Source organism: Caldanaerobius polysaccharolyticus DSM 13641, from assembly GCF_000427425.1.
In the GTDB taxonomy this organism is placed as follows: Bacteria; Bacillota; Thermoanaerobacteria; order Thermoanaerobacterales; family Caldanaerobiaceae; genus Caldanaerobius; species Caldanaerobius polysaccharolyticus.
Genome location: NZ_KE386495.1, coordinates 652566 through 670971 on the forward strand (window position 1 = coordinate 652566; position 18406 = coordinate 670971).

The window sequence follows — 18406 nt, forward strand, 5'->3', positions numbered from 1 at the left end:
AGGTTTTTATATGAAAAATATCAAATTAGGATTTATAGGGCTTGGTTACATAGGGAAAATACACGCCATTGCATGTTTCGCCATGCCATTGGTTTTCCCAGATTTACCTTTTAAGGTGATTTTAGGGCCTGTTTTCAAAAGAAATTTATCCTCGGTTCCTTATTTTTTTGAAAGATGCGCTGAAAGCGTCGATGATCTTTTAAACACGGAAGACCTTGTGGCGGTAGATATATGCACTCCTAATTACGTGCACTTAGATGAAGCTATGAAGGCCATTGACAGGGGACTTGATATTTACCTGGAAAAGCCTATAGGTTTAAACGGGGATGAGGCTTTTAAAATAATGGAGAGCGCAAAGAAAAAAGGCGTCATAAATCAGACCGCTCTTATGTACCGGTTTATGCCCGCAGTGGCTCAAGCCAGGGATATGATAAACAACGGTGAAATAGGGCAGATTTTAAATTTCAAAGCCACTATGTTGCATTCCGGTTATCTGGACCCGCTGCGACCTATATCGTGGAAGCTAAAAAAAGCCACGAGCGGAGGCGGTGCTATACTGGATATGGGCATTCACCTGGTAGATGCGGTGAGGTTTATGTTAGGAGAGATTAAGTCTTTGAAAGCTGAGTCCAGGACGTATTTTAAAGAGAGGCCCTCTCATGGTGCTGGCGTTTTGGAGGAAGTTGATGTGGACGATTGGACTGCTGTAGACGTGGAACTTAAGTCAGGTGCGTGGGGCCGCATAGAAGCCTCTAGAATATCTGCGGAAATGGAGGAAGAAACCCGCTTTGAGATATATGGGACCTATGGCTCTATAAAGATTTCTACAAAGCGGCCTGAATACGCTGTTTTGTATAAAAAGCGAGAAAATGCGGTGTTCTCAGGGATATACGGCGGCGAGGGTCCTTTTACGAGGTATCTGAGGGGCATTTATCCTGGAGAGAAGTTTTCCATGGGGTATATGGTGAACATGCACATGGCAAGTCTTATAAATTTTTTTACAAATATCGCGGAAGGCAAGGTGGTCTATCAGGAGACGCCTACATTTAAAGAAGCGTATAAAGATCAGCTGATTATCGACGAGGTACTTAAGTAGGTGGTGCCTATGAGAGTTACTAAATACATATCTGAAAGCATGCAAGAGAATTGTTATGTTCTGGAGGACGAAAAGAGCAAGGCATGTGCCGTGATAGATCCGGGGGATTTCACTGACGACCTGCTGGCGTATATAGGAAACCTTAAGGTGCAGTATATACTTTTAACCCATGGGCATTTTGACCACATATGGGGTGTGGAAAAGCTGAAAGCTATTACATCAGCCCCTGTGGCGATTCACCAGGCTGATGGGGATATGTTGAGAGATCCTGAAAGCAATTTATCGGCCTTTACGGGAAAAAGCATCGCCATAGAGGCTGATGTTCTCCTCAACGATGGAGATTTAATAACCATAGGGGAGTTAGAGGTTAAGGTATTGCACACGCCGGGGCATACGCCAGGCAGCGTCTGTTATGCCTGTGGTGGAGTGGTGTTTTCAGGTGACACTATATTTGCTGGAAGCGTGGGGAGAACGGATTTCCCCGGCGGTGACGCTGGCAAGCTTGTGGATTCTGTCGATATGATGATAAAGTCATATCCCGGTGTGGCCCTGTATCCTGGCCATGGGGAGATGACCACTATGGAGGAATTTGCCAGGAGCTGGGAGAGTTTAAAAAATTGGCTATAAAGCGATCTTTACGTGGTATTCTTCAAGCCATGTATTGACCTGGTACATGTAGGCGAACAGCTGGGCGCTGCCCATGAGCTGGCTAAACCAGGCAGGGCTGTACTCTATAGCGTGGGTCTTTATCAGTTCTTTTATCCTGTTGAGGTTTAAAAGAGGCAGGATAGGAGAACCGGGGTCTTCAATAATCTGCTTTACCTTTTGTTCTACGGCTTTAAGGTAAGCAGGATGGTGGGTTTTAGGGTAAGGGCTCTTTTTTCTGTAGAGCACTTCGTCGGGTAACAGCCCTTTTAAAGCCCTCCTCAGTATGCCTTTTTCAATGTTATCACAGGTCTTAATATCCCACGGTATGTTCCAGGCGTATTCCACTATTCTGTGGTCAGCGTAAGGCACGCGTATTTCCAGACCTGTAGCCATGCTCATGCGGTCTTTTCTGTCCAGCAACATGGCCATAAACCTGGTCATATTTAAGTACAGCAATTCCTTCATTCGATGCTCATGGCTGCTTTCGCCTTCCATGTGAGGTACTTCTTTTAAAGCCTCTTGATAGCGCATTTGCACGTATTCTTCGGGGCGAATCGCCTTTAAGACGTCAGGCGACAAAAGCTCACTTCTTTCTCTAACCTTTCTTATCCAGGGGAATGTGTTTAGTTTGATAATGTCAGGGTTTCTAAACCATGGATATCCTCCAAATACTTCGTCAGCGCACTCTCCTGAAAGAGCCACTGTGGATTCTTTTTTTATTTCTTTGCAGAACAGGTATAGAGACGAATCTATGTCGGCCATGCCCGGGACATCCCGCGCGACGACCGCTGCTTTTAGCGATTCCACCAGCTGATCGGTGTCTATGACTACGTTGTGATGGCAGGTGTGAAGATAGTTCGACATCACTTTGATCCAGTGCTTATCTGAATTGGGTTGAAATTCGTTGGCTTTAAAATAAAGGTCGTTATCCACATAATCCACAGAGTAGGTGTGAATATTTCCCATATCAGAATCTTTAAACCAATTCTGGGCTATAGCGGTGATGGCGCTGGAGTCCAGCCCGCCTGAGAGCAGAGTGCATACAGGTACATCAGATACCAGTTGCCTTTTGACGGTGTCTTTTAAAAGCCAGCGTATCTTCTGGGCTGTAGTCTCGACGTCATCGGTATGAGGCTTGCTTTGCAATTGCCAGTACTGACGCTGACGCAGCCCTTTTTTGTCGTATATAAGCCAGTAACCTGGCTTTAACTCATATATGTCTTTGAAAACGCCTAATCCAGGTGTTCTGCTGGGGCCCATGGCAAACACCTCGGCAAGACCTGTGGCGTCTACCTCAGGTTCTACAAAGGGGTGGGCCAACAAAGCTTTTATCTCAGATCCAAATAAAAATGAGCTTCCCTTTACCGTGTAAAAAAATGGCTTTACTCCTAGTCTGTCTCTTGCTGCAAACAGGAGTTTTTTGCCTTCGTCCCATATGGCAAATGCAAAGATTCCGTTGAGCTTTTCTACGCATCGCGTTCCCCATTGAATATAGGATGCCAGTAGTACTTCTGTATCTGAGCGTGACGTAAAAGCGTACCCTGTGCTCTCAAGCTCATGTCGAAGTTCAGGGGTGTTGTAGAGTTCGCCGTTATAGACGATGGTGTACTCGGCGTTGTCCTTTACCCTAGTCATAGGCTGTTTACCCCCTTGAGGATCTATTACTACCAGCCTTTTGTGAACAAAAGCAGCGTGGGTTGAGAGAAAAATCCCTGATTCGTCAGGACCGCGATGATTTAGCGTCTCGCCTATTTTTGTCAGCAGTTGCTTTTTATCCTTTAAGTCTCGCTCAAAATCCACCCAACCGGCGATGCCACACATGATAAATCACCTCAATTGATTTTTATTATCATGTATATGAACGCCGCCTCCAAGTGTTACATATAGTTTTATAATCAAAATAATTGTGGTATAATACATTTATGTCACTTTTACATCACTGCATCAGGGGGTAATGAAGTATATGGAGTATATGGAGGAAGAATTCAGTAAAGTAGCTTACAAAAACAGGTACATGATACTTTCAGCTGTGCTAATCGGCAGTATGATGGGCCCGCTGGACGGGAGCGTAGTGAACATAGCGATGCCAACGCTGCAAAGATATTTCCATGTAGACGTGAGCACCATAAGCTGGGTAGCTATGTCTTATCTTTTGGTGCTGAGCAGTATGCTATTGACCTTTGGCAGGTTAGGGGATATGCTGGGGTATAAGAGGCTGTTTCAAATAGGGATGGTGCTTTTTGCCACTTCATCGGCTTTATGCGGTTTATCTCCTAACATAGGTGTTCTCATAGTTGCCAGGGGCATTCAGGCGCTGGGCGCAGGTATGATGATGTCCATGGCGCCTGCTATAATAACCAAGGTATTTCCGCCCAACGAAAGGGGCAAAGCGCTGGGCTTTAACGCCATGGCGGTGGCCGTGGGTTTGGCTGCGGGACCTACCATTGGGGGATTGCTTATATACGCCTTTTCCTGGAGGGCTATATTTTACATCAACGTTCCCATAGGGATAATAGGCTATCTTTGGGCGCAAAAAGTAGTGGTAGAAGATCATAGGCGATCAAAAGAACAGTTTGATGTAATTGGAGCTTTTACCGCTTTTGTGTTTTTAGTATCGCTGCTTTTATATATAAGCAGAGGAGATGCTATTGGCTGGACTTCATCTGCCGGGATACTGCTTTTAATCATTACAGGGATTTTCCTCGCTGCGTTTATATACACGGAGTTGAATACAAAAGAGCCTATGCTGGACTTTTCACTTTTTCGCAACAGGTTGTTTACTGCAGGGAATTTAAGCGCCATGTTTAATTTTATAGCTCAGTTTGTGATGACGTTTTTGACGCCATTTTTCCTCACATTTAAGGGTTTTTCTACGGAGAAGATAGGCTTGATTATGACTGCATTTCCCCTCACGGTGTTTGTGGTGGCGCCTATATCAGGATCTCTGACGGATAAATTGGGATCTAGGGTGTTAAGTACGATAGGTGCGCTGGTGTGTTCTGTGGCCTTATTTACGATGAGTACGCTGACCGATTCCTCCAGTGCCTTTGACGTTATATGGAGGTTGGCGCTTTTTGGAATAGGCAATGGGATGTTTCAGTCACCTAATAATACCGAGATAATGAGTAGCGCTCCTAGGGAAAGGTTAGGGGTAGCATCCAGTGTGCTAGCCACCATGAGAAATGTGGGAATGGTATTAGGCATTGCCATAGGAGGTGCTATTTATACCTCGCGAAAGGCGTATTTTTCAGAAGTGATGAAACTGGGAGGAGCGACAGCCACGCTTTACGGTTTGAAGGACGCCTACGCGGTCTCAGTGGCTATAGCTTTGATAAGTGCCCTGCTGTCCTTTGTGAGAGGAAAAAAAAGTTAACGTTTTTTTACCACGTACTTGATAAAATTTACGATGTCGCTTTTCTCTTTTTGAGATAAAGGAAGACCATTAAATGTGACATTAGGGTATGTGAGTATGTCGTTTAAATCAATAGGCCGGTTCTCCTTAAAATATAGAAGATGATGGCTTTGTACGTATTCGTCGTCTATCAGGCCTAAAAGCCAATCAAGGGAAACACCAAAATACCTGGCGATTTTCTTTTTGGTATCATCGTCAGGTCTGCTTTTTCCAGATTCATACTGAGAAACAGTGGATTTTGCGATATTGAATATATCTCCGAATTGCTTTTGAGTTAGTCCGGCTTTTTTTCTTAGCATCCTGATTTTTTTGCCCAGCGTGTTTTCACCGATTTCTCTGTTCATCTACACACCCCGTATAAAGCGTTCACTGGTTTAGAACTTGGAATTATATTTAATTTTACTATCATAAGTGTATAGGGTAAATAAAAGTTCATGAATATTGTATTTTTTCTACACCTTGTAGCGTAAAAGTTTTAGAAAGACGAACTTTTTTGTTAAAGCCCAATAAGGTTGTATAATTGTTATAGCGGAGGTGATACGGTTGAAGTTGATTTTTTGCGGCGGCGCTATGGAGGTAGGGGCGTCGTGCTACCTTTTAAAGGTTGCTGGGAAGAATATACTTCTGGATTGTGGGATAAGGATGTCATCTAATAAGGATTGTTTGCCTGATTTTAGCTTGATACAGGACAACGGCGGGGTTGACGCTATTTTTATAAGCCATGCTCATATTGACCATACAGGAGCCCTCCCGGCTATTAGCAGGCAGTACCCTAACGCCAGGATATACATGACTCAACCTACTAAAGATCTGGTAAGGGTTTTGCTGTACGACAGCTTAAAGATTATGGAGCGAGAAGCTGAAATACCCATATACACCGAAAATCACGTGGTTGAAATGCTGGATAGGGTTATGTGCTATTCACCCCATGTAAACATAAAACCCTTTGATGACTGTGACATCACGGCTACATTTTACAGCGCAGGGCATATATTAGGGGCTGCGTGCATATACCTTAAGACCCCTGAAGGCAGCATTTTTTACAGCGGTGACTTCGCCGGGTTTAAGCAGAATACCATTGAAGGCGCCTCTATACCCAGGTTAAGGCCTGATGTGGCTATAGTGGAGTCTACCTACGGAGACAGGTTGCACGCCAATAGGGAAATGGAAGAAAAAAGGCTAGTGGATATGGTAAAACAGGTAGTAGACAGAAAGGGAAATGTGCTGATACCGGCGTTTGCCCTGGGCAGAGCCCAAGAGGTAATACTTATTTTAAAGAAAGCCATGGCCAGGCGTCAGCTGAGAGGCGTAGAGGTCTTTGTGGACGGACTTGTAAAAGACGTTTGCAGGGTTTACGTGCAAAATCCCAACTACATGAGGAGCCAGTGGGCCAAGAAAATCTTTAGAGATGGCGATATCTTTTTTAATGATACCATACACAGGGTGATTTCCCCTGCTATGAGGGATGATATCATTAAAAAAGATAGCGGCTGTATTGTCATTTCCAGTTCAGGGATGCTGACAGGAGGTCCCAGTCAGATGTACGCCCAAAAATTTGCTGGTGGGGAGAAAAACTTTATTGCGATAACGGGGTATCAAGATGAGGAAGCACCGGGTAAGCAGCTGGCGGATCTAGCTGATGGTGTTGCTGAAGACAAGGTTATAAAGATTAACGATGAAAGCATAACCGTAAATTGTGATGTGGGCAAATACGGTCTTTCAGCTCACGCTGATATGATAGAAATACTGGGATTGGTAGGAAAGCTCAGGCCTAAATCCATTGTGCTGGTCCACGGTGGTCCTGGTGCTATTGAGAAATTAGGGCACGAAATTATGAAGGAGTTTAAAGCAGATGTGTACACGCCTCAAAATGGCGATGAGATTGAGATTGAGGTAGCCAGGCCGCGGAAGCAGATGGTAAGTATTGTGTATCCATCTATTAACGCCCAGGTACCCTTAGATGAAGCCCATATGGAAGAATTGTGGAGGTTTATATACTCTCATATCGGCACAGGAGCTGCATTGAGCGTACAGGACGTCGCCGATATTTGGGGGTATAAAGACCAGAAACTGGAGGCTGTAGGAGAATTGCTGGACAATTCCCTGTACTTTGAGCACGACAAGAAGATGATGTTTTTATACCATGCATTGGATTTGGCTGCCATAGAAGAGAGAAAAAAGCCGAAGATCATGGAAATGAACAGAATGCTAGATATGGCCAATCAGATGTTTACAGCGGATATGGGCGTATACAGAGTAGGGGCAAAGCAAGACGAAGGTCGCGTGCTCATTTATTTTAATTTTCCTGAGGTGGCAAGAGGTAGGTATCAGGATATGTTCCAGAAGTTTGAGGAACAGACGGGATGGAAAGTGGAATTAAATGAAAACGTGAATACCTCTGCGATTAGCAGGGAGGTATTGAAAGCCTTGCCTTCAGGGGTAATGCCCGACGGTAAAATCTCTTATAACGTCATAGAAAAAAGGGTAGACATAAGGATTAAAGAGAGATTAAGCGAAGGTGAGATGGAGGAAATAAAAGAAAGGTTCATGGAAAATACCGGCATGGAATTAAATATAAATTGTCCCGGAGCTGACGTAGAGGGTGGGGACAATGATGTAAAAGTTAGTCCTAGCGCCATGGAACAGAATGCTGCGCTAAAGCTCATAGATGAAGAATTTAAGCAAAGTCCTCATAGACCTCATAAAAAGAGCATAAAAGTCAAGGGAGGTATGAGATATATAGAGCTGTCTTTTATATCCAAGGCTATAGGAGAGCTGTACTCTTCAAAAATAAAGGAATTAGAAGATAAAACAGGGTGGACTATAACCATTTCGGCATCGTGCAATCAGATGGAGGTATTAAACGCTGCAGTAGAGCTATGTGAAAAAAGAGGAGTGGCTTTAAAGAAAAATCCCAGTATATTTGTGGATTCTATGAAAGTGAGGATATACCCTGTACAGACCCAGAAGCCGGAAGTGATAGAAGCCATGTCCGATGAGCTGAAGGGGCTTACAGGGTTTACCCTTGTGGTGTAATCTCCAGGTACCTTTTTAACCCATTGTACAGCGCTTGGGCCACTTTCTGCTTATAGTCTACGTCTCGCAGGTGGCCCTCGTCTACCCTGTTTTTTATGCATCCAACCTCTACCAATACTCCGGGGTTGCCGTATGACAGCTCTTTTATATTCGCTGCGTGGATGCCCAGGCTATTCAAGGGCAATTTTTCTTTCATGGCGCTGTGTAGGGTTTTGGCCAGGTTTAGGCTGTCCTCTGATGGAGGATAATAAAATACTTTAAAGCCAGAGATTTTGGGGTCATCGATGGTGGTGCCTATAGATATCAGTATACCGGGAGGCAGCTTTGAGATTTTTTTCATCCTTTCAGCAAAGCTTATAGGTTTATCCCTCGTTATGGTGGCGTTACATTGCATGAGCTTTAGCAACTGGTAGAGATTTTTAGAGATATCCAGTGTAGGTATCTCTTCTTTTAAGCTCGTAGGGCTTATGGCCCTGGGATTGCATAAAGGGTCCAGATGTACGGTCTTATTTTTGAATAAAGGTATGAGAGGTGACCTGTCTACGTACAGGTATACCCGCGAGGGTATGCCAGGTACTTCTTTTATTGAGTATCGCGTATGATGGGTGAGGTGGATTATCGCGTCGATGGTATCGCCTTTTGCAGGCTTTAATTCTATTAAGTCAATGGTGCTGTCTTTTATATTGTAAGTACCTGCGGGCATATTGAATCTGCAGGGTGAAAACTGTAAATAAATGAGCCTGTCAGAGCTTTTCTGCTCTACAGCGGGCAGCCCTGTGAATTCAAACACCACTCTGGATTTTAACTGAGAGACGGCTTCTTTGCACGATGAATACGGATCTGTCACAAGATTTGTCATGTAAAAAGTAGAATGCAATCCTTTCGCCTCCACTTATAAGACCTGATGTATTTACGGTATATTTATATTCACAGGATGTGGATAGGTATGCATATAATTATGTAGGGGTGAAATTGTGTTGAATATAATCCCTATCAGAACGCATATTATTACAGAGAAAGACGATATAGTAGAGGTTGTACATAAATACACCTGTAATATAGCTGAAAAGGGGGATCTTATAGCTGTATCAGAAAGCGTAGTGGCCATAACCCAAGGCAGGGCTTATCTTCCCGAAAATGTAAAAGCAGGACTGTTGGCCAGGTTTTTGTGCCGTTTTCCTAAAAGGCACGGGTCATTGACATCCCCTGCTGCTTTCCAGCTGGCGATAAATGACGTGGGAAAAGTGAGGATTCTATTAGGTTCCCTGGCAGGCGGCATTGGCAGGTTATTGGGCGTGAAAGGCTGGTTTTTTGTCATAGCGGGAAAGCAGGTGGCTATGATAGACGATGTAGCAGGGACCATGCCTCCTTATCACAGGCATATCGTGCTGGGACCCAAGGATGCCGATAAGGTATGCCAGAGGATAAAGGATAAAACAGGGATTGATGCGGTAATAGTGGATGCCAACGATTTGGGCTGCGTGGATGTAGTAGGCGCTTCTCCTGGTGTGCTTAGGAAAGAGGTCGAAAAGTTATTAAAAAGTAATCCGTCGGGCAATTACGAGCAGCAAACCCCTATTGTGATTATAAAAAATTATACGTCGATTTTACAATAAAATTAATGCTATTTTAACTTATTGTGTGATAAAATATATTTGAACTAAGCAATAAGGGGGAATACGGTGTTTAAATTGATAAATGTCCTCAGCAAATCGGACATCAGGCTTTTTTACATCATCAATAAAAGGGTAAAGTGCAAGCTTTTAGATAGGATAATGCCTCTAATAACAAACCTGGCCGGTCCGATGGTGGTTGTCCCAGTTACGCTGTTTCTTTACATTTTTAGCAATCAGAATATGATTTTAAAAAAGATGTCGTTGGAGGCCATGGTGTCCCTCTCTGCCAGCCATCTGGTGGTGCAAGCTTTAAAGCACGCCGTAAGCAGGGAAAGGCCGGCTTTTGTCCTTGACGATGTGTATACGTTTAAGGATTTCTACGATTATTCCTTTCCCTCGGGGCATACTACTGCTGCCTTTAGCTTGGCTGTATCTACGTTCCTGTTTTATCAACAGCTAGGGATGTTGCTTATATTTTTAGCCATTATGGTAGGTATATCCAGGATGTACATCGGGGTACACTATCCTTCAGATGTGCTAACAGGGGCTGTATTGGGTACAGTATTCCCCTTTGTAATACATTCCATCCTGGTATAAATGTTATAGTAAAAAGGGGTTTTTCCATTGAGTAGTTTAGAAGCGAAAACAGCTAATTATTTTTATCTTCTTGTCCTCCTCCTGTTATCTACTATAGGTGGATACGTACAGGGGAAAAACATATTTTTAGGACTTGTGACGACTGAATTTGGCTTTATACTCATACCTGTGGTGTTGTACCTTTTAATTAAGGGCCATGATATGGGAAAGATCTTAAAAGTTAGAAAACTGGAATTTAGACATGCGCTTATGGCAATTCCACTGGCATTGGTGGGGTGGCTGGTATCAGAGGCTATAACCATCATTTGGGTATTTCTAGTAGGTAAATGGATAGCCGTGCCTGCCAACCCTATTCCGGTGCCCTGGGATGGACGTACCTTTGCTTTAGAGATAGCTACAGTGGGTTTTACCGCTGCCCTGTGCGAAGAGCTCTTTTTTAGGGGTTTCTTTATGACAGCATACGAAGGATGGGGTAGTGGGCGGGCGATAGTTATGTCCGGTATTTTTTTTGCCCTGCTGCACGTAAATCCAGGGGCTTTGCCGGGTATTGCGTTTTTGGGGGTTCTTCTAGCGTATTCAGCCTACAGGACCGGTTCTGTATTTATGAGTATGATAATGCATTTTGTATATAATTTTATAAGCATTGTCGTAATGAAGCTGGGAGGCAGTGCTGAGCAATCAGGTTCAATACCTGTAGAGGCTTTTATAGCATGGATTATCCTAGGGGCTATAGCCTTTTTGATCCTCTTAAAGATGGTAAAAAGATTAAAAGCTACCACTACGCCTGAATATAAACCGGCATGGAGTGATACGGGTACTTTTTTGCGCCATTCTATCGCTCACTGGCCCATGCTCATCAGCTTCATATTCATTATAGGGCAGATGGCTTTTATGAGCCTTTTGAAGATTTTAAATTAGCTGACGGCATTAAGCCGCCAGTTTTTTTAAGAAATTTTTTGCTTTGTGCGCTCTGAATCACAGGAATTTAAGTACATTTCTCCTACTTTATAGACATCTCCAGCTCCCATCGTCATTATTATGTCACCTTTAGTGGCGTTTTTCTTTAGGGAATTTACCACTTCTTCAAAGGTCTTCAAATATTCCGCCTCTATACCTCTTTCTCTCAGTAGATCTACCAGCATTTTTGAATTTACAATTCCGTTGTCCTTTTCTCTGGCGGCGTATATATCGGTTACTATGACATGGTCTGCGCAATCAAAAGCCTGGGAGAATTCATATAAAAGGGCTTTGGTTCTGCTGAAAGTATGGGGTTGAAATACGCACAGTATTCTGTTGTGAGGATAGTTTAAGGCGGCCTTCAGTGTTGCTTTTATTTCAGTGGGATGATGGGCATAGTCATCTATGACTGATATGCCGTTTAAATTTCCCTTGTACTCAAACCGCCTATGGGTTCCCCTGAAGTCCTTTATCGCTTTTTTTACTATATCGATATTGATGCCCATTGCAATGGACGCAGCGATGGTAGCCAGCGCATTGTATACATTGTGTTTCCCCGGTATGGAAAGTTTAAATTTGCCCAGGTTTTTGCCTTTATAGTAGAGGTGGAATTCTGGATGGCCGTTGGAATTAAAAACTATATCCTGTGCGGTATAGTCTGCAGGCCTATCTATTCCATAAGTGATGATGTTTCTATTGTTTACTTTTTTGAGGATATCTCGCACGTGTTCATTGTCATTGCATGCGATTATATATCCATTTTGAGGCACCAGTAATGTAAACTTTAAAAAGGATTCCTTTATGTGGTTTATGTCTTTGAAGTAATCCAGGTGATCGCTGTCGATGTTTAATACGATGGCCATGTACGGGAAAAACTTGAGAAAGCTGTCGTAGTATTCACAGGCTTCGGTGAGGAAATAAGGGCTATTGCCCAGCCTGACATTGCCACCTATATCGTCGATTTCGCCTCCCAGCAGCACAGTAGGATCCAGCTCAGCCTGTTGCATAGTTATGGCTAACATGGAGGTGGTGGTGGTTTTGCCGTGACAACCGGAAACCGCGATGCCGTAGCTGTAGTTTTTCATCAAAAGGCCCAGGAGCTCTGCTCTATCAATAACAGGAATGCCTAGTTCTTTTGCTTTTAATATTTCGGTGTTGTCGCTTTTTACAGCAGCGGTATGTACTACCAGGTCGGCTTTTAGCACATGAAAGGCATCATGTCTCGGGTAGACAGTGATGCCATCTTTCTCCAGTTTATCTGTTATTTTGGAAAGTTTCATGTCACAACCTGTGACGTTAAAACCCTCTTTGTTTAAGATTTGAGCTAATCCGCTCATGCTGATGCCGCCTATGCCAACCATATGAATGTTTTTGCATTTACTTAAATCTATAGACATTTATTGAACTCCTTTCACGCACTGATAATTAAATTATTGCCATTTTTGCGAAGGGTATAACATGAGGTTTCTCATACAATTATATCATATGAATAAAAATGATATGTAGTTTCTTTATTTGGGAATTTTTTTGTGATAATATTTAAATAAAGATCAATGAGCGGAGGTTTAAAGTTTGAAAAGGGCGGAGAGAATTGCAGCGATAACCAGGGTTCTCTGCGAAACTCCTGGCAAAATACACAATATAAACGAATTTTCGGAAATGCTGAACTGCGCCAGGTCTTCTGTCAGCGAGGATATAGATCGTATACGAAGTGCTTTTGAAAAGCTAAATATGGGCAAAATAAGGACTATTTCGGGCGCTGGAGGTGGTATACAGTATATACCTTATGTGGACGTAGGGTATTACGAGGAATTTGTCAAACAACTGTGTATGATATTTTCTCAGAAAGACAGGATTATTTCAGGCAATTTTATATATACTTCAGACGTAATATATAATCCCATAATGGTGGATAAAATCGCCCAGATACTAGCGTACTCGTTTATCGATGTGTTTGCGGATTACGTGGTGACAGTTGAGACAAAAGGAATACCTATAGCTTTTGCTGTGGCTAGATTGCTTAAGTTGCCTCTGGCGGTTATAAGGCAGGAGAATAAGGTGACAGAGGGACCTGTAGTGAGCATAAATTACGTATCGGGTTCTACAAGAAACATAAAGACAATGTACCTGCCTAAGAAAGCTATAAAGGCCAACTCCAGCGTGATTATAATAGATGATTTTATGAAGGCAGGAGGAACGGCCAAAGGCATAGTGGATATGATGAAAGAATTTGAATCTAAAGTGGTGGGTATAGGTGTGTTTATTGCCACAAAAGAACCGCAGCAAAAGCTTGTGTCACAATACGTATCTGTTTTGCAGTTAAATGGCATCGATGAAAAGCAAGGGCTGATTGACATACAGAGCGGGGATTGGATAAAAAATTTTAAAAAAATAGAGGATTTTCAGTAAAAGTGAAGAATATATAGTGTAGACCGATGACGGAAGGTGGTGAACTCCTTGAATATCACTGATGTGCGAGTCAGGAAAATAACGAACGAAGGCAAGATGAAAGCTGTGGTGTCAGTTACCTTTGACGATGAATTTGTCGTTCATGACATTAAGGTGATAGAAGGGCAAAATGGACTGTTTATAGCCATGCCTAGCAGAAAATCACCTGATGGGGAATTTAGGGATATAGCTCATCCGATAAACGCTGATATGAGGGCGAGATTGCAGACTGCTATTATAGACGAGTATAGTAAAGTGAAGGATGATAGTAGCCAGGAATAAATGGGAAAATAAAGGGCATAGTCCCTTTATTTTTTTATTTTTTTGTATACAAGTTCAAGATATAATATTATAATAGTTTATGGATTATCAGTGGGGAAGGTTGATGGAATTATGAATGCTGTGATTTTAGCGGCTGGCCTGGGTACCAGGATGAAGTCAAAGCGGCCAAAGGTGGTCCATGAAATCCTGGGTAAGCCCATGGTGGAATACGTGATTGGGGCTGTCAAAGGCGCTGGGGTGGAGCACATCATCCTGGTCGTAGGGCACAAGGCCGAAGAGGTAAAAAGTGCGATCAGGTCAGATGTGGATTTTGTGCTCCAACAACCTCAGCTGGGGACAGGACATGCTGTAATGGTCGCCAAGGAAAGCCTGCCCGATGAAGGGGAAGTTTTAGTTCTGGCTGGCGATACACCTCTCATAACCTCTCAGACCCTTGATAATATGGTAAAATATCACAGAGAAAAAGGATATGCTGCGACGGTGGTTACAGCGTTGGTAGATGATCCTACGGGATATGGCAGAATCGTAAAGGATGATGGTGGCGATATCGTCAGGATTGTGGAGCATAAAGATGCTTCTGCCGACGAGCTGGGAATATGCGAGATCAACGCTGGTATGTACTGTTTTGACGTAAAAAAGCTCAAAGAGGTGCTAGGGTCTATTTCTAATGACAATGCTCAGAAGGAATATTACCTTACAGATGCCATAGCGCTGTTGAGAGAGAAAGGGTACCGCGTAGGTGCATTTTTGGCCGATTCCCACGAGGTGATGGGTATAAACGATAGGGTGCAGCTGTGGGAAGCATCGTCGATTATGAAAGATCGCGTTCTCAAAAAGCACATGCTAAATGGGGTAACTATTGTGGATCCCAATAATACCTATATAGGCCCTGATGTAAAGATAGGGCAGGACACGGTGATATATCCAGGTTGCGTAATAGAAGGAGAGGTGGAAATCGGCGATGATTGCTATATAGCCGGTTCCAGGTTGATTGACTGCAAAATCGGCCATAGGTGCAATGTGCTGAATTCTGTGATCGTATCTTCACAAGTGAAGGATAATGTAAATATAGGGCCTTTTGCTTACGTAAGGCCTGAGAGCGTAATAGGCAACAACGTAAAAATCGGGGATTTTGTAGAGATAAAGAAATCGATAATAGGTGACAGGACGAAAGTACCCCATCTCACTTACGTAGGCGATGCTCAGATAGGTTCTGAATGCAATTTAGGCTGCGGCACGATTTTTGTAAATTATGACGGAAAGGTAAAGCATAAGACTGTGGTAGGCGACAGGGTGTTTATAGGATGCAACTCGAATCTGGTAGCTCCTGTTCTCATTGAAGATGACAGCTACATAGCAGCAGGCTCTACTATAACAGATAATGTGCCGAAGAAAGCTCTGGCTATAGCCAGGGAAAGGCAGGTTATTAAAGAAGGTTGGGTAGATAAAAAATTTAATAAACAGGAGGATAATTGATGAACATACAGGGGAGCAAAATAAAGATTTTTTCTGGCAATGCCAACAGAGAACTGGCAAAGGCCATTGCCGAAAATGTGGGTATACCTCTGGGCGATGCAGAGGTTAAAACCTTTAGCGATGGCGAGATATGCGTAAAGTTTAATGAGACGGTGAGAGGTGCTGATGTATTTATAATTCAGCCCACATGTCATCCAGTAAATAATAATCTGATGGAACTTTTAATAATGATAGATGCGTGCAAAAGGGCATCTGCGGGGAGGATCAATGCGGTCATACCCTATTACGGTTATGCAAGACAGGATAGAAAAGCTAGGGCGAGGGATCCCATCACGGCGAAGTTGGTGGCGGACTTGATAACCATTGCGGGTGCTGATAGGGTTTTGACTATGGACTTGCACGCTGCCCAGATACAAGGTTATTTTAACATACCTACTGACCACCTTTTAGGTGCGCCTATACTGGCGAAGTACGTTATGGGCATGAATATCAAGAACCCTGTAGTGGTATCACCTGACCACGGAAGTGCTGGAAGGGCAAGGAATTTTGCGGAGAAACTAGACTGCCCTATGGCTATCATAGACAAAAGGCGGCCTAAAGAAAATGTGGCGGAAGTCATGAACATCGTAGGTGATGTAAAAGGCAAAACGGCTATATTGATAGACGATATAGTAGATACAGCAGGTACCATAACGCTAGGCGCTGAAGCGTTGATAAAAAACGGTGCTGTAGAAGTATACGCAGCTGCAACCCACGGTGTCTTATCAGGACCTGCTATAGAGAGGATAGAAGCTTCTCCCATTAAGGAGTTGATAATTACCGATACCATACCTCTGCCTGAGCATAAAAAATCGCCTAAAATTAAGGTCGTGACGGTAGCACCTCTGTTTGCAGAGGCTATAATAAGGATATATGAAGGTATTTCGGTGAGCAAGTTGTTTGAGTAAGTGGCGATGAGGCCTTTACATTGCAAAAAGCGGGGTATGTGGATGTACAGCCATATACGCCGCTTTTTGTCGTCTTAAAATGCTTTTTGAATTCCCAACGCCTTTTCCAGGTCTATTATGTGCTCCTGTTCTACAACAGCTATTTCCCTTATAACCTGAGATACATCGTATAAGCCAAGGGACTCCAGCTGTTTTATCCTTTCGAGATACCTGGCAAGGGCATCGTATTCGGCCTGCGGGTTTCACCACTTTACTTTAAGATCATATTTTGTTTTTAAGAAGATGTATAAAAAACAGGTGATTATATCGATTTATATAGTAGAAGTTCAAAGGCGGAGGGATAATTATGTTGGTTTGTCTAGACCCAGGTCATGGCGGATCAGATCTTGGTGCTATTTCCAACGGTATATATGAGAAGGATATAACACTTAAACTGGCTCAAAAGGTTAAGGATAATTTGACGAGAAAATACGTCGTGGATGTCCTTTTGACAAGGGAAAAGGACGAAGATGTAAGCCTTAAAGATAGAGCAGATATGGCTAATAAAGCAAAAGCCAACTTCTTCTTGTCACTGCACGTTAATGCAGGAAAAGGAGAAGGATACGAAGACTACATTTACAATAGCTTAAGCGTAACCTCCAAAACGGCTGCTTTGAGGGAGATTGTCCACAGCGTATTAGCCAATTTTTACGCTGGTTACCGGTGTATGGATAGGGGTATGAAAAAGGCCAATTATTACGTCTTAAGAGAAACGGATATGAGCGCTGTACTATGTGAGAACCTTTTTGTGGACAGCGCTTACGATGAAAAACTGTTAAAAGATGAGGCTTTCATAGAAAATCTGTCCAGGGCTTATGTGGAAGCTATCGCTATGGCGCTGAATTTAAGCAAAAAAAGCAGCACTTTATACGCTGTGCAGGTAGGGGCGTACTCCAGCATAATTTACGCTTCTCGAGTGGCCAATGACCTTAAAGCAAAAGGTTATGATGCTGTTATAAAAGAAATACCCAATCTTTAAACTTAAAGAGGGCCATGCACTATTATAAGGCCCTCTTTAATACAGCTTAAATATCCTTTTTGTAATTAGCGGTTACTACAGTGGAGATCCCGCCTCTGGCGTTAAAGACGCCTTTTACAGTCATTTCAATAGGGTCCAGTAAATCTTTCAAGTCATTTAATATCCTGTTTACCACGTGTTCTTGAAGTATACCTACATTTCTAAATGAGTTTAAATAATATTTAAGCGACTTTAACTCCACTAGCCTGTCGGAGGGTATATACTTTATAGTAATAGTGCCGAAGTCGGGCAATCCCGTCCACGGGCAGACGGAAGTAAATTCAGGGTCTATGTATTCTACCTCTGTATTGCTGCCTGGGTATTCAAAGGGTATGGACTCTAATATCTTTGTATCGATGGCTTCATATCCATCTACATCCCATCTTTTATCGTACTTGGGCATATATAAATCAACCTTTCACGAAATGATTATCTAATTTTGTAAACTTATTGTATCGCTGTTTATCATTATAGCATATTAACTAATGGATGTAAATAAAGTGCCCGGTTTGTTCGGACACTTGTTGACATGCCTGAAAATCAATGCTATAATTATACTTGCTTAAATGTCAATAGTTACTACCCCTTGACATAACGTGTAAAGCTGTGGTATATTAATAAAGCCACACGGGGCGAAAGAAGAAGCCCCTTGACAAAAGGTCAAAAGGGTGGTAAGCTATAGAAGCGTCGCGAGGGAGACAAAAAAAAGCACTTGACAGGAAGCGGCGCAGGTGATAGAATAAGAAGCTGTCAGCCGAGAGGCTAACGGACCTTGCCAATTAAACAGTGAGCGGGATACAAATGTGTTAAGTGATAGAAAAGAGTTTACAAGAG

At 42.9% G+C, this 18406-nt stretch carries 17 protein-coding genes; 12 read left to right on the plus strand and 5 right to left on the minus strand.

Annotated features, from left to right (window positions below; translation table 11 throughout):
- Positions 1–10: 10 nt before the first annotated feature.
- Positions 11–1096: a Gfo/Idh/MocA family protein gene (locus CALPO_RS0109690; protein ID WP_026487134.1), complete on the plus strand. Its 1086-nt coding sequence runs from the start codon at positions 11–13 to the stop codon at positions 1094–1096.
- A 9-nt stretch (positions 1097–1105) separates the two neighbouring features.
- Positions 1106–1723: an MBL fold metallo-hydrolase gene (locus tag CALPO_RS0109695; RefSeq protein WP_026487135.1), complete on the plus strand. Its 618-nt coding sequence runs from the start codon at positions 1106–1108 to the stop codon at positions 1721–1723.
- Here CALPO_RS0109695 and asnB read toward each other — a convergent pair.
- Positions 1718–3565: an asparagine synthase (glutamine-hydrolyzing) gene (gene asnB / locus CALPO_RS0109700; protein WP_026487136.1), complete on the minus strand. Its 1848-nt coding sequence runs from the start codon at positions 3563–3565 to the stop codon at positions 1718–1720. The two genes, CALPO_RS0109695 and asnB, sit on opposite strands and share 6 nt — an antisense overlap.
- 142 nt (positions 3566–3707) lie before the next feature.
- On the opposite strand from asnB, the gene CALPO_RS0109705 reads away from it, so the two are divergent.
- Positions 3708–5117: an MFS transporter gene (locus CALPO_RS0109705; RefSeq protein WP_156940173.1), complete on the plus strand. Its 1410-nt coding sequence runs from the start codon at positions 3708–3710 to the stop codon at positions 5115–5117.
- Here CALPO_RS0109705 and CALPO_RS0109710 read toward each other — a convergent pair.
- Entirely contained in the window at positions 5114–5500 is a 387-nt protein-coding gene (locus CALPO_RS0109710) for a helix-turn-helix domain-containing protein (RefSeq protein WP_026487138.1), read from the minus strand. The two genes, CALPO_RS0109705 and CALPO_RS0109710, sit on opposite strands and share 4 nt — an antisense overlap.
- Positions 5501–5699: 199 nt before the next feature.
- On the opposite strand from CALPO_RS0109710, the gene CALPO_RS0109715 reads away from it, so the two are divergent.
- Positions 5700–8192 (plus strand): MBL fold metallo-hydrolase, encoded by a 2493-nt coding sequence (locus tag CALPO_RS0109715; RefSeq protein ID WP_026487139.1) that lies wholly within the window; start codon positions 5700–5702, stop codon positions 8190–8192.
- Here the strand turns inward: CALPO_RS0109715 and CALPO_RS0109720 are convergent.
- On the minus strand, positions 8176–9069 hold the full coding sequence (locus CALPO_RS0109720) for an N-acetylmuramoyl-L-alanine amidase family protein (protein ID WP_026487140.1): 894 nt from the start codon (positions 9067–9069) through the stop codon (positions 8176–8178). The genes CALPO_RS0109715 and CALPO_RS0109720 overlap by 17 nt on opposite strands.
- Before the next feature lie 97 nt (positions 9070–9166).
- On the opposite strand from CALPO_RS0109720, the gene CALPO_RS0109725 reads away from it, so the two are divergent.
- The 3 genes from CALPO_RS0109725 (at position 9167) to CALPO_RS0109735 (ending at position 11323) form a co-directional block, all read left to right on the plus strand.
- Complete coding sequence (locus CALPO_RS0109725; RefSeq protein ID WP_035172535.1) at positions 9167–9808, plus strand: coenzyme F420-0:L-glutamate ligase; 642 nt, start codon at positions 9167–9169, stop codon at positions 9806–9808.
- Between the two features lie 66 nt (positions 9809–9874).
- A complete protein-coding gene (locus CALPO_RS0109730) occupies positions 9875–10405 on the plus strand; it encodes a phosphatase PAP2 family protein (RefSeq protein WP_051585952.1) in 531 nt (176 codons plus the stop codon).
- Between the two features lie 27 nt (positions 10406–10432).
- Positions 10433–11323 carry a type II CAAX endopeptidase family protein gene (locus CALPO_RS0109735; protein ID WP_026487143.1) on the plus strand — a complete coding sequence of 297 codons (891 nt, stop codon included), beginning with the start codon at positions 10433–10435 and terminating at the stop codon, positions 11321–11323.
- A 26-nt stretch (positions 11324–11349) separates the two neighbouring features.
- Here CALPO_RS0109735 and murC read toward each other — a convergent pair whose 3' ends face one another.
- Complete coding sequence (gene murC / locus CALPO_RS0109740; RefSeq protein ID WP_026487144.1) at positions 11350–12759, minus strand: UDP-N-acetylmuramate--L-alanine ligase; 1410 nt, start codon at positions 12757–12759, stop codon at positions 11350–11352.
- Positions 12760–12934: 175 nt separating this feature from the next.
- Here murC and purR point away from each other — a divergent pair, with 175 nt between their 5' ends.
- The 5 genes from purR to CALPO_RS0109765 all read left to right on the plus strand — a co-directional run bounded on the left by purR (position 12935) and on the right by CALPO_RS0109765 (position 17533).
- Positions 12935–13771, plus strand: a complete 837-nt coding sequence (gene purR, locus CALPO_RS0109745) for a pur operon repressor (protein WP_026487145.1) — start codon at positions 12935–12937, stop codon at positions 13769–13771.
- Positions 13772–13819: 48 nt separating this feature from the next.
- Entirely contained in the window at positions 13820–14092 is a 273-nt protein-coding gene (gene spoVG, locus CALPO_RS0109750) for a septation regulator SpoVG (RefSeq protein WP_026487146.1), read from the plus strand.
- Positions 14093–14203: 111 nt separating this feature from the next.
- Positions 14204–15568: a bifunctional UDP-N-acetylglucosamine diphosphorylase/glucosamine-1-phosphate N-acetyltransferase GlmU gene (glmU, locus tag CALPO_RS0109755; RefSeq protein WP_035172537.1), complete on the plus strand. Its 1365-nt coding sequence runs from the start codon at positions 14204–14206 to the stop codon at positions 15566–15568.
- Positions 15568–16515, plus strand: a complete 948-nt coding sequence (locus CALPO_RS0109760; RefSeq protein ID WP_026487148.1) for a ribose-phosphate diphosphokinase — start codon at positions 15568–15570, stop codon at positions 16513–16515. The genes glmU and CALPO_RS0109760 overlap by 1 nt, the downstream gene beginning before the upstream one ends.
- Before the next feature lie 346 nt (positions 16516–16861).
- Entirely contained in the window at positions 16862–17533 is a 672-nt protein-coding gene (locus CALPO_RS0109765) for an N-acetylmuramoyl-L-alanine amidase (protein WP_218915197.1), read from the plus strand.
- Positions 17534–17579: 46 nt separating this feature from the next.
- Here the strand turns inward: CALPO_RS0109765 and queF are convergent, their stop codons facing one another.
- Positions 17580–17975: a preQ(1) synthase gene (queF, locus tag CALPO_RS0109770; protein ID WP_026487150.1), complete on the minus strand. Its 396-nt coding sequence runs from the start codon at positions 17973–17975 to the stop codon at positions 17580–17582.
- Positions 17976–18406 lie beyond the last annotated feature (431 nt).

Bases quoted from the DNA above. Each gene is read 5' to 3' on its own strand.
- CALPO_RS0109690 (WP_026487134.1), top strand. From the start codon at position 11: ATGAAAAATATCAAATTAGGATTTATAGGGCTTGGTTACATAGGGAAA.
- CALPO_RS0109695 (WP_026487135.1), top strand. From the start codon at position 1,106: ATGAGAGTTACTAAATACATATCTGAAAGCATGCAAGAGAATTGTTAT.
- queF (WP_026487150.1), bottom strand. From the start codon at position 17,975: ATGCCCAAGTACGATAAAAGATGGGATGTAGATGGATATGAAGCCATC.
- murC (WP_026487144.1), bottom strand. From the start codon at position 12,759: ATGTCTATAGATTTAAGTAAATGCAAAAACATTCATATGGTTGGCATA.
- asnB (WP_026487136.1), bottom strand. From the start codon at position 3,565: ATGTGTGGCATCGCCGGTTGGGTGGATTTTGAGCGAGACTTAAAGGAT.
- CALPO_RS0109710 (WP_026487138.1), bottom strand. From the start codon at position 5,500: ATGAACAGAGAAATCGGTGAAAACACGCTGGGCAAAAAAATCAGGATG.
- CALPO_RS0109705 (WP_156940173.1), top strand. From the start codon at position 3,708: ATGGAGTATATGGAGGAAGAATTCAGTAAAGTAGCTTACAAAAACAGG.
- glmU (WP_035172537.1), top strand. From the start codon at position 14,204: ATGAATGCTGTGATTTTAGCGGCTGGCCTGGGTACCAGGATGAAGTCA.
- CALPO_RS0109760 (WP_026487148.1), top strand. From the start codon at position 15,568: ATGAACATACAGGGGAGCAAAATAAAGATTTTTTCTGGCAATGCCAAC.
- CALPO_RS0109765 (WP_218915197.1), top strand. From the start codon at position 16,862: ATGTTGGTTTGTCTAGACCCAGGTCATGGCGGATCAGATCTTGGTGCT.